At 36.1% G+C, this 14,854-nt stretch carries 18 protein-coding genes; 4 read left to right on the top strand and 14 right to left on the bottom strand.

Translation table 11 applies throughout. The features are described 5' to 3' along the window. Positions 1-65: 65 nt before the first annotated feature. The 8 genes from BN3261_RS12790 to BN3261_RS12755 all read right to left on the bottom strand — a co-directional run bounded on the left by BN3261_RS12790 (position 66) and on the right by BN3261_RS12755 (position 6,612). Positions 66-1,256, bottom strand: a complete 1,191-nt coding sequence (locus BN3261_RS12790; RefSeq protein ID WP_002322729.1) for a tyrosine-type recombinase/integrase — start codon at positions 1,254-1,256, stop codon at positions 66-68. Between the two features lie 78 nt (positions 1,257-1,334). Continuing rightward, positions 1,335-1,538 carry an excisionase gene (locus BN3261_RS12785; RefSeq protein WP_004613735.1) on the bottom strand — a complete coding sequence of 68 codons (204 nt, stop codon included), beginning with the start codon at positions 1,536-1,538 and terminating at the stop codon, positions 1,335-1,337. Positions 1,539-1,851: 313 nt separating this feature from the next. Further along, positions 1,852-2,085: a helix-turn-helix domain-containing protein gene (locus BN3261_RS12780; RefSeq protein WP_003431885.1), complete on the bottom strand. Its 234-nt coding sequence runs from the start codon at positions 2,083-2,085 to the stop codon at positions 1,852-1,854. Further along, a complete protein-coding gene (locus BN3261_RS12775; protein WP_003431889.1) occupies positions 2,070-2,510 on the bottom strand; it encodes an RNA polymerase sigma factor in 441 nt (146 codons plus the stop codon). Before BN3261_RS12775 ends, BN3261_RS12780 begins: the two co-directional genes overlap by 16 nt. Positions 2,511-2,784: 274 nt before the next feature. After that, positions 2,785-3,420 carry an ABC transporter ATP-binding protein gene (locus BN3261_RS12770; protein WP_003431891.1) on the bottom strand — a complete coding sequence of 212 codons (636 nt, stop codon included), beginning with the start codon at positions 3,418-3,420 and terminating at the stop codon, positions 2,785-2,787. Positions 3,421-3,433: 13 nt separating this feature from the next. Continuing rightward, positions 3,434-4,879, bottom strand: a complete 1,446-nt coding sequence (locus BN3261_RS12765) for an ABC transporter permease (protein ID WP_110925810.1) — start codon at positions 4,877-4,879, stop codon at positions 3,434-3,436. A gap of 3 nt (positions 4,880-4,882) precedes the next feature. Next, complete coding sequence (locus BN3261_RS12760) at positions 4,883-6,106, bottom strand: ABC transporter permease (RefSeq protein WP_059086445.1); 1,224 nt, start codon at positions 6,104-6,106, stop codon at positions 4,883-4,885. Positions 6,107-6,117: 11 nt separating this feature from the next. Next, on the bottom strand, positions 6,118-6,612 hold the full coding sequence (locus tag BN3261_RS12755) for a hypothetical protein (protein ID WP_005342377.1): 495 nt from the start codon (positions 6,610-6,612) through the stop codon (positions 6,118-6,120). Between the two features lie 162 nt (positions 6,613-6,774). On the opposite strand from BN3261_RS12755, the gene BN3261_RS12750 reads away from it, so the two are divergent. Together BN3261_RS12750 and BN3261_RS12745 are read left to right on the top strand one after the other, a co-directional pair. Then, a complete protein-coding gene (locus tag BN3261_RS12750) occupies positions 6,775-7,461 on the top strand; it encodes a response regulator transcription factor (protein ID WP_009264276.1) in 687 nt (228 codons plus the stop codon). Beyond that, positions 7,455-8,747: a sensor histidine kinase gene (locus tag BN3261_RS12745; protein ID WP_059086444.1), complete on the top strand. Its 1,293-nt coding sequence runs from the start codon at positions 7,455-7,457 to the stop codon at positions 8,745-8,747. Before BN3261_RS12750 ends, BN3261_RS12745 begins: the two co-directional genes overlap by 7 nt. 45 nt (positions 8,748-8,792) lie before the next feature. On the opposite strand, the gene BN3261_RS12740 is transcribed toward BN3261_RS12745, so the two are convergent. The 5 genes from BN3261_RS12740 to BN3261_RS12720 are packed head-to-tail and all read right to left on the bottom strand — an operon-like array spanning position 8,793 to position 11,618. Continuing rightward, positions 8,793-9,017, bottom strand: a complete 225-nt coding sequence (locus tag BN3261_RS12740; protein WP_003431901.1) for a hypothetical protein — start codon at positions 9,015-9,017, stop codon at positions 8,793-8,795. Positions 9,018-9,060: 43 nt separating this feature from the next. After that, positions 9,061-9,345, bottom strand: coding sequence for a hypothetical protein (locus BN3261_RS12735; RefSeq protein WP_003431903.1), 285 nt, complete (start codon positions 9,343-9,345; stop codon positions 9,061-9,063). A gap of 6 nt (positions 9,346-9,351) precedes the next feature. After that, positions 9,352-10,116 carry an ABC transporter permease gene (locus BN3261_RS12730; RefSeq protein ID WP_003431905.1) on the bottom strand — a complete coding sequence of 255 codons (765 nt, stop codon included), beginning with the start codon at positions 10,114-10,116 and terminating at the stop codon, positions 9,352-9,354. A gap of 15 nt (positions 10,117-10,131) precedes the next feature. Further along, positions 10,132-10,857, bottom strand: a complete 726-nt coding sequence (locus BN3261_RS12725; protein WP_003431907.1) for an ABC transporter permease — start codon at positions 10,855-10,857, stop codon at positions 10,132-10,134. Beyond that, complete coding sequence (locus tag BN3261_RS12720) at positions 10,854-11,618, bottom strand: ABC transporter ATP-binding protein (RefSeq protein WP_003431908.1); 765 nt, start codon at positions 11,616-11,618, stop codon at positions 10,854-10,856. Before BN3261_RS12720 ends, BN3261_RS12725 begins: the two co-directional genes overlap by 4 nt. A gap of 162 nt (positions 11,619-11,780) precedes the next feature. Here BN3261_RS12720 and BN3261_RS12715 point away from each other — a divergent pair, with 162 nt between their 5' ends. Together BN3261_RS12715 and BN3261_RS12710 are read left to right on the top strand one after the other, a co-directional pair. Continuing rightward, entirely contained in the window at positions 11,781-12,491 is a 711-nt protein-coding gene (locus BN3261_RS12715; RefSeq protein WP_003431910.1) for a response regulator transcription factor, read from the top strand. Then, entirely contained in the window at positions 12,491-13,867 is a 1,377-nt protein-coding gene (locus tag BN3261_RS12710) for a sensor histidine kinase (RefSeq protein ID WP_003431912.1), read from the top strand. Before BN3261_RS12715 ends, BN3261_RS12710 begins: the two co-directional genes overlap by 1 nt. A 64-nt stretch (positions 13,868-13,931) precedes the next feature. Here BN3261_RS12710 and BN3261_RS12705 read toward each other — a convergent pair whose 3' ends face one another. Then, entirely contained in the window at positions 13,932-14,843 is a 912-nt protein-coding gene (locus tag BN3261_RS12705) for a conjugal transfer protein (RefSeq protein WP_003431915.1), read from the bottom strand. Positions 14,844-14,854 lie beyond the last annotated feature (11 nt).

The raw sequence follows: 14,854 nt of genomic DNA, 5'->3' as shown, positions 1-14,854 counted from the left end.
TGGCATTTACCAGCATGAAAATGCAACCAAAAGTAGTAAATGAGTAGTAAATATAAGCTCCGATATTAACAAGCCAGCCTTTCCAGCTCCGCTTTTGCAGATTGAAATGTCCCGTGTGCGTAATAACCAAGTGTCATGGTTATGTTAGCGTGTCCCATGAGATATTGCAGAGTGTTAGGGTTCATTCCTCTGTTTGCCATATTCGTACAATAAGTATGTCTGAATGAATGTGGTGTGATGTTCGGTAACTTGTCCGTGTGATATTTGTTATACTTCTTAATCAATCCTCGCACCATGCCCTCATAGTTTCCTGCAACTTTAGGCAAGCCCTCACGGTTTAAGAATAGGAAATTGCTGTAACCACCTACAATCAGCGGTTGTGCTTTTCCTCTGTTCTTTAGTATTCTTTGGATTGCTTGATAAGCCCGTTCTGTCAATGGAAGTTCCCGTTTTCCGTTTTTGGTCTTTGGTGTTTCAATATAGTAGCCCATTTCGCTGTCTTTCAATAACTGGTGGTCTATATTGAGTATTCTGTTCTGCATATCAATATGCGTCGTCAGTCCGCAAAATTCAGAAATACGAAGTCCCGTTTCCAGCAGAAGCACAACCTCATCATAATACTTACTATAAATCTTGTCCTTTTCCATAAAGGCAAGCAGGCGTTCTTCCTGCTCTGGTGTAAGGATAACTTTCTGCTCTGTATCATCTTCCAGAACATCACTTAGCTTAAATTCAAATGGGTTCTTTCTGATACAGTCGTCTTGTATCGCCATGTAAAATGAAGCTTTCAAGGAACGCTTATAGTTATCAATCGTTTTATAGGCATATCCTTTTTCGCTCATTCTGATAGCCCATTCTTTAGCGTCCGACTGCTTAACAGTATCAATCGCCCTCATACCCAATGGGTCATTTTTCAGAGCATTCATAAGATACTGTCGTCCCTTTTCAGTAGCCCTTTTGATGTTCTTTCTTTGGCTGTTTTTCTTGTCGTAGAGCTGGCAGACTGTCATTTTACCGCCGACTGTGTCGATACCGTCGTTAAGGTCTTTTTTTATCTGTGCTTCTTTTTCCCTCAATGAAATATCATCACGCTTTCCAGCAGGTGTCTTGTCTGTCGGTACAAGTTTCCAAGAATAGATAAATTGTGGCTTTCCGTATATATCGGTATATTTATAAACGTATCTTCCGTCTTTTCGCTGGCTCTCTCCATTACGCAAATTGCGATTTTTACTGTCTTTTCGTTTTACATTAGACATAGTGTAAAGCTCCTTTCCGTCATGGAATGAGCCGTGATACGCTATACCTTATTATACCATATCTACGGCTCAATGACATTAGATTTCGTCCAATGTATCTATGATTTTTTCAAATTGTTTTCGCTTAATCTGAATACGATTACCGTTCACGATAACCCAGCCAGCGTCAATATTTTCTTCGGCTAATTTACGCAATTTCTTTTCGCCAATGCGGAAGTATTTAGACGCTTCTTCAATCGTCAGAGTATATTTTTCCCAGATAGGCACATCAGTATTGTTCATAATCTATGCACCTCCTTTACTGTGTGTCATTTTTTACAAGCAGGCAGACGGCTTTGGAAAGCTCCGTTAGTATCTCAACTATTCCCATTCTTGTGGGCAGAACCGCACCATGCGGACGTATCATTATTCTGTGAGGATAGGTCGTGGCAAAGCGACTTTTCCAACGGTCGCTCTCGGATCACTGCGTGGGTCGCTCGCTTTCTTTTGGAAAGGTCATGGCGTACAGTCCCCGTGGCTTGCTATCTCACAAACGTATCTGTCTGCTTTATTCAGTTGTCAAAGACCAGACGGGCATAATCAATCCCAATATGAATTAGAAGCGTTTAATATCAAAGTTTAAGATTTTACGAATAATCGCTTCTTTGATAAAACCTTTCATTTCCAAATCTACCGCAAGACGTAAGTTGTTGTTATCGTCGTAAAACGGACGCATACAGCACTGATTGATATATGGGTCATAAAATTCCAAGATTTTTGAAATTGCTGTTTCGTCGCCGTCGCAGGCTTTGGAAATAACCGTGAAAGTCGGTGTCAGCTCTTTTGGCATTTTTCTTTTTCCTCCTCAATCAGTTGCTTTAACTTGTCTAGTGCTTGTATTCTGCACTTCGTTACATTCGCTCTGGAACAGTCAAGCATTTTCCCAATGTAAGTGTCCGTGTCGCCAATGAAAAAATACTGTAAAACGATATTACGCTTTCGTTCTTCAATAGCTTTCAATGCACGAGCCAGTTGTTCATCTTCGATTGATACTTTTTCTCCACAGACTTCAAATACCGCAACATAATCCGTAGAATATGTATCTTCTGTACCTATGGAATTTAAGAGGTCGTCCATAATTTCGGCGAATGGCATTTCTTTTTTCTCTGAACGACGTATCGCTCGATAGAAGTCAATCGCTCTATGACGTATAACTGTTTTAATAGCACAATCGAATTGATGACAGGTTTTTTCTTGTAGTTCTGACGGTTTCATTTTCCTCACCTCCTTTCGCTAGTCGAAAAGAGGTGTCTGCCCCTTTTCATATATACCGCGTTGAAAGTGGGGGACAGCGTAACCAAAATCGAAAAAACTTTAAAAAATTTTTTTCTGGCATGAAAAAAGCCCGCACAAAACATATAGTCTGTACGAGCTTTTAAAACTGTGCTATATTCAGTTGTTATAAAAATGCCGTTAGGTTCAAACTGATTGCGTCGAGGTATATCTAAAATATTCCATAATGACAACTCCTTTACGGCACTATTCTAATTTAATCAGACAGAAAAGAAATTGCACCGTTTTTAATTTCTAAGATTTCGTCGGCTTCTTCTGCCAAATGCTTACTGTGTGTAACCACAACAACACATTTTCCTAATTCATGTGCAGTCTTTTTCAGCAAAGCAATGATTTCATCAGCGGTAGTTTCGTCAAGATTTCCCGTCGGTTCGTCTGCCAAAAGTACATGAGCGTCGCTGGCTAATGCTCTTGCAATCGCTACACGCTGTTGCTGTCCGCCAGATAGTTGCAATACATTTCTCTGCCAGTATTCTTTTCCAATGCCGACTTCTTCCAATAATTTTTCAGCATTTCCACTACCACCTAATTTGACATTTTCAACCGTTGTCAAATAATCAATCAGATTATAATTTTGAAATACCAATGAGATATTATGCTTTCTGTGGTAATTCAGCCCTTTTTTTGTAATGTCCTCGCCATTGCAAAGGACAGTCCCTTTTACCGCTGTGTCTAAGCCTGCTAACAACGATAAGAGTGTTGTTTTTCCTGCACCACTCGGACCGACAATAGTATAAAAAATACCCTCCTCGAAAGTAGCAGATACATTATTCAAAATGGTTTTATCTTTTTTTGTTTTGTAAGCATAGCTTACATTCTTTACTTCTAACATTTTCGTCGTCCTCCTAACTCATTTCCGATAAAATATCTTTCGGGTTTCTCTTTAGTATTACAATTCCAGATACCAGAACAGAAGCCGTTATCAACACAAGAACACTTGCTCCGTCCAACAGATACATTTCTGGCGTAACCTCTACGCTGATATTCTGCACGTCCTGCTTTGGTGCAACATATTTTGTGGATACTTTTCCCTCGTTATTTTTTTCTTCTTCCTGCATTTGCTGAACCTGCTGTGATACCAGATAATTTGCAGTTACTTTGGAAACGGCAGGAGCGACAGCAAAGGATAGCATAAGGGAAAGAACAGCAATCATAATCGCTTCACTCCAAATCTGCCCGATAATTCTGAATTTCGGAACACCGAGAGATAAGAAAATGCCGACTTCCTGCACTCGATTTTTCAGCCAGAAAAGAAATACGAAAACAAGGATAACAAAACTTGCAACAGAGATTACCAATATCATCATTTCGCTTACTTTTGCTAAATCATTGAAGTTTGAGGACATGGTTTCGGAATTTCCGTTATTGTCAATCAAATCATATTGCTCCCAGTTGATGTCTACTTTTTGCAGATTTTCTTTTACTTCGTCGTAAGCTTCCACATCTTCTACTTTGAAATAGGCTCTTTCATATAATGGACTTGTTTCACCCTCTGCCTTTTCTGGAAATCTCAAATCTGTAAATATTACATTTTCCGAACGGTAAGTATCTCCCTGCATAAGTGGGGACATCTTTTGATCCACTTGATAAATTCCAACAATCTCAGCTTCTGATACCTTTGAATTTTCAGTATCGTGGTAATCATTAAAAGAAATCTTATCGCCGATTTTCAGATTATTTTGATTTGCAAGTTCCTCTGAAATGACACACATATCTTTATCCTCTGGGGTTATCATTCGCCCCTCTTTGATATGCAGGTTTCCAGATAAAACATTTCTGTCAAGTTTCATATCTTTGTTTCCAATTAAGCTTACACCTCCCTCATCTACACTTTGGTCTACATCTTTATCTTCAATTCTTTTGAAATTTACAGGGTTTACAGGAGTTGTTGCTGTTGTAATATTGTAATCAGCAATTCCTTTTGTTTTTGCCAGTTTCTCAATGTCTTTTATATCTAAGCTTTCAAATTCATTTGTTGTCCAGCCTGACCAAGTCTCCACACCATTGATAATCTCTTTTTCCTGATGGTAGCCACCAAAACTACCTTCCTTATCATTACCAATCTTTTCTGAGTATTCACGAACTCGTTTTGTTCGGTACTCTGCATTTCTTTCTAAAAGAAAGCCTGCACCTATGGCTTGTCTGGTTTTGTCCTGCACCTCAATACTGGCATTTTTGCTCGCCACACCTGCAAGAAGCAGGGTACTGATTGCAAAAACAATCAACAATAAGAGAATACTTTTTATGGGCTTTCTGAACACAGAACGCCTTGCCAATCCAAAAAAATTCATGTACTATCCCTCCATTTTCGCTAATATATCTTTTGGGTTTGCTCGTAATATCGGAAGAATGGAACAGCACAATGCCACCAGAATAACTGCACCACCTAAAAGGAACAACATTCCAATATCTTGTATCTGCAACACCACTTTCAGATTTTCTGTTACTGTTTCTGAACCAGTAATGACATTTTGCAAAACGCCCGAGAACAATTTACCAATGGCTGTTGCTCCTAAAACCGAAAGTGTAAATACACTGCCTGCTTCTAATAAAGTTTGCAGGAAAATTTCACTTTTTGTCTTGCCGAGGCTCATAAAGATTGCCACCTCTTTTTGCCTTGTCCGCATCCACATACATAACAGCAGGGAAACAACAACAGTACCAGTTACCAATGTAAGTACCAGCATAAGATTTGCCACCTTACTGATTTGCTCTAATGGAGCAGACATCTGTTGATAAAGGGTATCGGAAGTGCTAAGTTCTACATCATTTCCGAATATTTTTTGCAGGCTGGTTTCCAGCACATCTAATTTTTCTGGTCTTTTTGAATAAACGCAGAGTTTTTCAAATTCAGCTTCTTTGAACAATTCTTTATAAGTGCTGTTGTCAATAAAGACTTGATTTTCTATTCGATTGACCGCCGTAGTTTTTGACGGCTGGTCTTTTTCCGCATTTCCTGCGGACATGAAAATTCCAATAATCTGAACAGATACTTTTGTTCCGTTTTCTGTACCTAGTTCAATCGTATCTCCAACCTTTAGTCCATTTTGATTTGCAAGGTTCGCATTGATAACAGCACCTTTTTTCTCATGTTTGATATAATCGCCAGAAGCTAAGCGGTACTGCATTTCTGAAAAAGGGCTGTCCTTTTCCAAATCATCATAGGAAAGCAGTGCTATTTTCAAATTTTCCTCATTCGTAGAAGTATTGAGCGTAACGGGAGCAAAATTATTCGGAAATACCTCTTGTCTACCAATGCGGTTGATAGACGAAACATCTTCTAGCGTTTCAATCTTGTTTACTTCATTCTCTGTTATCTTGCTGTCCTTACTTGTAATTTCAGCCACAATCTTAGAGTTTGTCTTTTCCTGCATGGCTTGTTTGGACTCATTTGTAGTCCTTAAAATCATGCTTGTACCTAAAATCATACTGTTTACAAGTATCAAAACAATCAACAGAAGAATGGTTTTCCCTTTTTTTCGCTGTAAATAGCGAAAACCAAGTTGATAAAACTTCATACTTCACACCTCTATTCCCAATGGGCTATGACAACCTTTGTTGCATTGAAATGATTTGTGTCTGCAAACTCTCCATAGAGATATACTTCAGATTGCTTTTTCACATCGGATATAGAACCCGTTGTTACATTTGTAACACCAGACTGTGCATTTACTGTGGCAATGACAAATTCACAATCTGGGTTATAGGTTACAGAAACAGCATTCTCTTTTTTTTCCATTCCCGGTGCTTCTATTTTTATCCCAGCTCCACCCTCAATATCTTTTGCTTGATTTACCAAGCAACCATTGTCTGTAAATTCCAAAACACTTCCTATCAAATTAGCAGAATCTAATATGTCGTTTCCTTTATTTTCTGAAGAACCATTTGCATTTTCTTCATTCGTATTAGAATTGACAATAGGATTAGACGTATCTGGTTTTTCATCTGGACTTGCACCACACCCCGTCAATGCACAGATACATAATCCAACTGCTATGAATTTACTGATGTTTGTTTTTTTCATTTTTGTATTCCACCTTTCTTGTTCGATATGCCCCTATTGTAAAAGCAAACCATTCTAAAAATCCTGTAAAAAAGTAAGAAAATCATCATCATTTTTTAGAGGATTTTTACAGACTTTTCTGTTATACTGTCTATAATTTATATAGAAAAGGATTGATACATTATGAAAATACTTCTTCTGGAAGATGATTTAGAATTATGTAAAAATATAAAAATTTCGCTGGAAAAAGAAAACTATATGGTTGATTGTTGCAATGACGGGGAAACCGCTATGCTGTATGCTTTAAATACAGACTATGCTTATGACATTGCCATTGTAGACCGTATGCTACCGATTATTGACGGTTTGACAATCATAAAATCTATGCGTAGAAAAGGAATATCTATTCCTATCCTTATCATTACTGCCATGAGTACCCTTGACAATCGGGTTGAGGGTTTAGACGGCGGTGCTGATGATTACTTAGTAAAGCCGTTTCATATCAAAGAATTGCTTGCAAGAGTTCGAGCATTGACAAGGCGACCTGCCAATATCCAGTTATCGTCTAAATTACAATATGGAGATTTAACTTTCGATAAAGACAGTAGAACCTTATCCACACCAAATAATTCTCTTTTATTAACTTCAAAAGAAACCGAGTTGACTTTTGTATTTATGCAGAACCCAGAAACACTATTTTCCCGTGAACAGCTTATCCTTAAAATCTGGGGCAGTTCTTCCGAAGTAGAAACTGGCAATGTAGACAGTTACATTTCTTTTCTGCGAAAACGCCTAAAAGAATTAAAAAGTTCATGTAAAATAACAACGGTCTACGGTGCAGGGTACAAACTGGAGAAAGAAACATGTTAAATAATTTATACCGAAAACTTCATATTCTGTTTGCAAGTTCTGTTATGCTGATTATTACCCTTGTGATTTCCTTTGTCGTTGCGAACACAGTTCATACAGAGAAAATCAACGAAAGCACCTTGTTTCAAAGATTGACAACCTTGCTGATTTATCAAGTTGAAAGTGCTTCTTCGGATATGGATAAATCACTCACAGCCTACGAAAAAAGTTATCATATTTTTTCTTTGATTAACGATACAAAAGGGAATACCATTTATCAAAGTGATTTTCCATTTCCAACGCCTGCGGACAATCTCTTGCATGATGTAGAAAAGCAGATTTCCACACAGCCATTATCCCGAACAGAAAGCGACACAACTTCTCAAGGCGGTTTTCTGGAAATAAGAGGAAAACATCACGATACTTATTTTGTTATTCCTGCTACCATTCGGACAGCAAATGATACCGTATATCATGCAACCTTTCTTTATCAGACAGCCAGTTTGACGGATATTTTACAAAAGACATTGCCTATCTATCTTCTTATCTGGTTTTTGGCTTGTATCGTTGTTATCGTGCTGACCCGTTATCTGCTGAAAAAGTCGTTTGCTCCAACGGAACGGATACTGCAAAGCCAAAAAGATTTTGTTGCAACAGCGTCCCATGAATTAAAATCTCCACTTGCTGTTATGATTTCCAACACGGATATGCTTCTTGATAATGTTTCCTTAAACGAGCAGGCAAGGCAAGCCGTACAGACCATAGATTTTGAATGTATGCGGTTATCCCGTTTAGTCAAAGATATGTTGCTTCTGGCTTCTTCCGACGCTAAAACATGGACATTGCATAAAAGCACAATCAATGTAGATACCTTACTCATCACGTTATATGAAACCTACGAACCCGTCTGCATGAAGCAGAATTTAGAACTAAAACTGCATTTATCCGAGGAAAGTTATCCTGCCATGCTTACCGACAAAGACCGATTATTTCAAATCTTGTGTGTCTTTATGGATAATGCCATTCAACATTCCAAGAATAATTCTTTGATAGAGATAGAAGTAATCGCCACCGAAAAGAATATTGCTTTTTCTGTGGCAGACCACGGACAAGGCATTTCTGATGAAGATAAGCAGTATATTTTTGACCGCTTTTATAGTGGCGACAAGTCCCATACGAACAAATCAAATTTTGGACTGGGACTAAGTATCGCCAAAGAATTAACCCAAATGCTGAACGGCACAATAACTATCAATGATACTGCTGGTGGCGGTGCTACTTTTACTGTTAAATTTCCTCTGAAATAGATTAAGGCTTGCAGATCATACAATATGTATGGAGCAAGCCTTTTTTCAAATCTTTGTCTTTTTGGTAATCTTGTAAATATATTCTTCTGGGGTAGGGCGTTTATTACCAAAATATTTTTTGAAATTTGCCTGCACCTCTGGGTCTGGGCTGTTCATGGCTTCATCAATCGTTGCTTCAATATCAGCCCGTATATCAGCCAATGAAACACCGCCAGCCTTTGCACCTGCTTTCAAAGCTTTTTTAATATCTCGTTTTTTTAGACCTATCATATTTCAAATAACCTTTAATCTATATATTTTTCATAAACATTTTTTACATAAAAGTGGCTATTAAGCCAAAAGCTAAAATACCAAACATAAGAAAACCGAAAAAAGCACTAACACATAAAGCGACGATTGAAAATACATCTCGTCGTTTGGGATTTTTTACTAACGAAACCGAAAGAACAAAACCAGATAATATCGAGATTACATTTAATACAATCAATCCCGTTTGAAGTCCTCCTGTAATTTCTTCTGTAAAAAGAGAAATCAATAACGTGATAAATGGTAACAGCGAAATGATAAATGTAATAACACTTAATTTATTTTTTTTCATTTTATATTACCTCATTTCTTTTCGTCCAAAGCATTTAATAGAAACATATAGTGCAAGGGCTGATATGATTACAGCACACGGTATAAAAGGAAATAGCGATATTGTACTTCCTGTTCCCGTCGTTGTTACAGTATGTAATGCGTCTGATACGACATAACCACTATAACAATAAGGGTACACTAACCATAAAGGCGTATTAGCAATTAAAACCCCCGGAATTATTAAGAGTAAATTTAATCCCATAGACAATAGTGGTTTTTCAAATAGTACAGTAATCGCCCACATACAAGCAATAGCTGGAATCATTGTTGCAAACAATTTTAATGTCCATGTGAGTAAGTAGAAAACAGGAATATTTTCTGCCACATTCATTATTTTAGTAGCAATAATGCCTGCAATGATGAATGAACTGAAAAAGATTAATAATTCAATCATTAAAAAACTTAATAATACAAAGAACTTTGCCAATGCAAGTTTTCCTTTACTGATGGGCAAAGCAAGCATTTTTAATATACCATTATTCTTTGTTTCTCTGTTGGAAATCATAACGCAAACAATTACCATTGAAAATGGAAGTAAATAATATCCAAAAAGTAATGCACTTTGAATGAACATTGCCGACCAAGCGTCTGTATATTCTGGCGTCATATACATACTAATACTAGATACGCCAGAAATCACAACTAAGATAGGCGGAATTAAAAGCAAAGGTAAAATCATAGACCTTTTTACTTTCATAAATTCTATTTTTAACAATTCAATAATTGACATACGATTGCCCCCCTTTTATTCATAATGCTTTATTTTGCAAAGATACCAGCCAATCATAAAGAATATGATTGTTTCAAAAACTCCCAATATTAAAATACCTGTATCAATACTTGCTGTTGAAGCTACCGCAGGTTTCATCATCAGTACAAATGGATTGACAAGAAATAGTGATATATCTGAAAGGGACATTGCCATACCGCTAAAAAAACCTGCTACTCCAATACCTAATGTAAACCATATATTTTCACATCGTGATGACACCAAAAGCATAAATGCCAATACAGGTAAAGATGATACAAAGCAATATCCTGTATATTTGACAAGTGTTAGTAACTCAAAAGTTCCGTTGGGTAAAAAGATATTTCCAATAATACACAATGCTCCATTTTGCAAGACGATACAAAAAGTAAGCAAGACAAATAATATATAAAATTTATTTTTGAAAATAGATGATGTCTTAAAAGGAAGCATATACATCTTTTTAATTGCATTTCCTTGAAACTCCATATTATATGTTAAAGTTGTTGCCACGATAATGCCGAACATATTAAGAACCATAACCATTCCATAAAGTTGTGTCAGCAAAACGTCCATAGGCGGAAGCGGTAAACTCAACAAAACCTCTTTACGAACTATAAAATTTACAAAAGCGTATAATGCACCAAGAAGTCCAACAAGCGGTAAAACCACTAATATTCCAGTACGTTTACATTTTTTTAATTCTACGGTTAAATTCTTCATAATTTTAACCTCTGCTTTCTATTGGCATTGTCCTCATCAATCATAGATAAAAACATTTCTTCTAAGTTATCATTTTCAAAGCCAGCTTGATGTGCCGTCAATTTCAAATCATCAAGACTTCCTTCAAATAATAATCTTCCATGATTTAAAATACCAATATTGTCTGCTAATAATTCAATTTCTGACAGCATATGTGACGAAATTAGAACCGTACAGTCATATCTTTTTGGAAGTGTTTTAATGAGATTGCGAATTTCGTGAATACCTGCTGGATCTAAACCATTGGTTGGTTCATCTAAAATTAAAACTGGTGGTTCGCCAAGTAGAGCAGAAGCAAGACCTAAACGCTGTTTCATTCCTAAAGAATATTTTTTTGCCAAGCGATTACCAAATTCAGATAATCCTACTAATTCTAATGCTTTATCAACACTTGACGCTGGAAGTTCTAAAATTCTACGAATAATATCAAGGTTTTCTCTACCTGTTAAATTTGGATAGAATGACGGAGACTCGATAAATGAACCAACTTCTTTCAAAATACGAACACGGTCATTCGGGAAAGTCATGTTATCAATTTGAAATTCTCCATCAGTAGGTGCAGTCAAACCCAAAAGCATTTTCATAGTCGTAGATTTCCCAGCACCATTTGGTCCGAGAAAACCGTAAATACTACCTTTCTTAATGTGTAAAGATACGTGGTCTACTGCAATAAACTCTTTGTATGTTTTTGTCAAATTTTTAGTTTCAATCATGTTTTTCATAATTTTTAACTCCTTTCTCGTTACTTATAATATAAAACACCGACATTACAGCAACATTCTCTCTACCTTACATTTACCTTACAAATGCGAAAATGACTGTTCAACTTTTTTCAGAATGTTATAATAGGATAAAGAAAAAGATAAAGAGAGTGTGACAAACAAATGAAAGATACATACTTAAAATCAAAAAAAGTATTAATAGTTGATGATGAAGAAAGTTTAAGAAGTATGCTCATTACCATATTAGAAGATGAAAACTTTTTTAATATTATTACCGCTGATTGTGTAAAATCAGCTTTGGAAATCTGCCAACAGGAAAAACCAGATATAGCTATATTAGATGTTATGCTTCCAGACGGAAACGGTTTTGAACTTATGGACGCACTAAGAAGTTTCACTAATATTCCAGTAATATTTTTGACTGCAAAAGATGATATACAAGATAAATATTCTGGTTTTGGGTTAGGAGCTGACGATTATATAACAAAACCCTTTATGCCAAAAGAACTTGTCTTTCGCCTAAATGCCGTATTACGCAGATGTTATAAGGAAGATAGCCCTCTTATAGAATTACATGATTGTAAAATTGATTTGGCTAATGCACAAGTTATAAAGAACGATGAAGTTTTACCTCTTACCGCAAAAGAACATGATATTTTAGAAACACTTGTACGAAATGCTAATCATATTGTAACAATAGACGCTCTTTGTGAAGCTGTATGGGGCGATAACCCATTTGGATATGGAAATTCTCTCCTTGCTCATATTCGACGTATAAGAGAAAAAATTGAACTTAACCCCTCAAAACCAAAATCATTAATAACTGTTAAAGGATTGGGATATAAAATAAACGTGGAAAGCAGGTTACAATAATGCGTAATTTTGGAAAATTTATCAGTAAACATTTCTTTATATACTTATCAGTAGTAATTCTTATAGTGCTTTTAGATTTATTAATTTTCTTCCTAACTTTTAATGGTACTGTCAACAGTATAAGCAAAGATAATCCTATTCAAATACTAGAAAAAGTATCTAATAACCTTACTATTCAAAATGGAGAATATATATTAAATAATAAATGTCAAAAAGATTTAGTTACAAACAATATCTGGGGAATAGTAATAGATGATAATGGTAATGTAGTATGGAAACACAATCTACCAAAAGAAATACCATTAAACTATTCATTACAAGATGTTGCTACCTTTTCTAAGGGGTATATCGAAAATTATCCCGTATTTACATGGAAACAAGGAAATGATTTATTAGTATTAGGTTATCCAAAGAACAGCTATTCAAAATTTATGACTAACTATCTTCCCTTATCAGCAATACAGAAAACACCCTTTCTTTTTTTGATTATGTTAGTATCAAATATTGCCATTCTATTTATTGTGTACTACTTATCAAAACGAAATGTGATGTTAAAAATTTCCCCTATACTCAATGGAATAGATAAACTATCACACGGCGAAACGGTTACACTTAATATAAATGGAGAATTGGAAGAAATTGGAAATCGTATCAACGAAACGTCATTGCAATTAAAAAAACAAAATCAAGCAAGAGCAAACTGGATAAGTGGCGTTTCACACGATATACGAACACCCCTTTCCATGATTATGGGATATGCAGATAGAATATCTTCTTCATTAAATGTTGAGGAAAACGCTAGAAAACAAGCTAATATTATCAAAATTCAAAGTGTAAAAATCAAAAATTTGGTTCAAGATTTAAACCTTGTAAGCCAATTAAATTATAATGTGCAACCACATCAAGAAAAACCAGTTCATTTCTGTAAATTGATACGAGAAATTGTTGCTGAATATCTAAACAGCAATATAAATAATAAGTTTGAATTTGAATTGAACTTAAACCATAATACAGAACAAATCACTATTATAGGCGACGAAAGATTGCTATGTCGAGCAATACAAAATATTATTTCTAACAGTATCAATCATAATGAAAACGGCTGTATAATTTCAGTTAGATTAGAAATAAATGGAAATAATTTAGAATTAGTAATCAGCGATAATGGAAAAGGAATTTCCGAAAAAGAACTACAAAAAATACAATCGACACCTCATTATTTACAAAGTACAGATAATAGGTTAGATTTGCGACATGGTCTAGGACTTCTTCTTGTGAAAGAAATCATTTCTATTCATAAAGGAACAGTTTCCATTTCAAGTGCATTAAATAAAGGCTTTTCTACAACTATTTCCTTACCTATAAATAATCAATGACAAAACCGTAGCTTGTATATCACATCAGAGTGTTATATTACAGGCTACGGTCTTTTTATATCATTTATCCTACAATCTTCCAGTTACTATCCTTTTGTAACACAAGCTCATACTGTGATACCTGCGTCGCCTTTGTCTGATTATCAAGGAATTTTACCGCTACCTTGACTTTCACATTATCCCCGTTCTTTGTAAAGATAGGGTTTACCAATTCAGAATAAAGGTAGTCCCTGCCGATAGGTTCAATCACATTTCCAGCTACATAGTAGGCAAGCTCTTTTTCTGTGGCTGTTGGGTAGAGCTTAAAGAATGTTTCCAGAAATGCGGTAGCGTCATTGACGGTATCAGCGTCTACGCTTGCGTCTGCTTCTGGTGTCTTTAGCTCATAGTCTGATTTTTCGATTGCTGGTGCAAGGGTAGGGTTCTGAACGATTACCATATCCCCGTCAGCGTCTACATGGACTTTTACGGTATAGGTTGCCTTGACATTTCTTGTCTGTTCTCCCTCTTTTATCTGCTGATCTACTTCGTAGGTAGCAGAAAAAGTGTCCGTTCCCGATTGCTCGATATGCCACACAATCACATCTGTAACTGTGGAGCTGGTCGGTATATCGGTTCTAATGGTATCTATATTCAAGTCCTGCAATTCCTTTGTCAGATAACCGTTGATTGCCTGCGTCCTTGCTTCAATCGCTTCTTTACTGTTACTCCATGTGTAGTAGGACTTCGCAAAGTTCTTCACGAAATTTTCTATCCCGTTGGTGTCCTGTAAGCGAAGCTCAATGATTTCTTTTTCGTGGGTCGTGTGCTGGTCGATAGCCGTAAAATTCTTATACACTCCAAAACTCACGCTTGCGATAAGCACCACCCACAACGCAATCACGGTTTTCTGATGTGTGCCTACCTTGACAGTACGCACCTTTTTTTCTTTTGGTTCTTTGATAGTTTCTGTCTGTTTCTTATTCTTCTTAAACATATTTTTCAAGT

Origin of the sequence: Blautia massiliensis (ex Durand et al. 2017), assembly GCF_001487165.1 — a bacterium.
Classification (GTDB): Bacteria; Bacillota; Clostridia; order Lachnospirales; family Lachnospiraceae; genus Blautia_A; species Blautia_A fusiformis.
The sequence above is the reverse complement of the archived record's forward strand: the minus strand, read 5'-3'. Positions and strand labels throughout refer to the sequence as shown.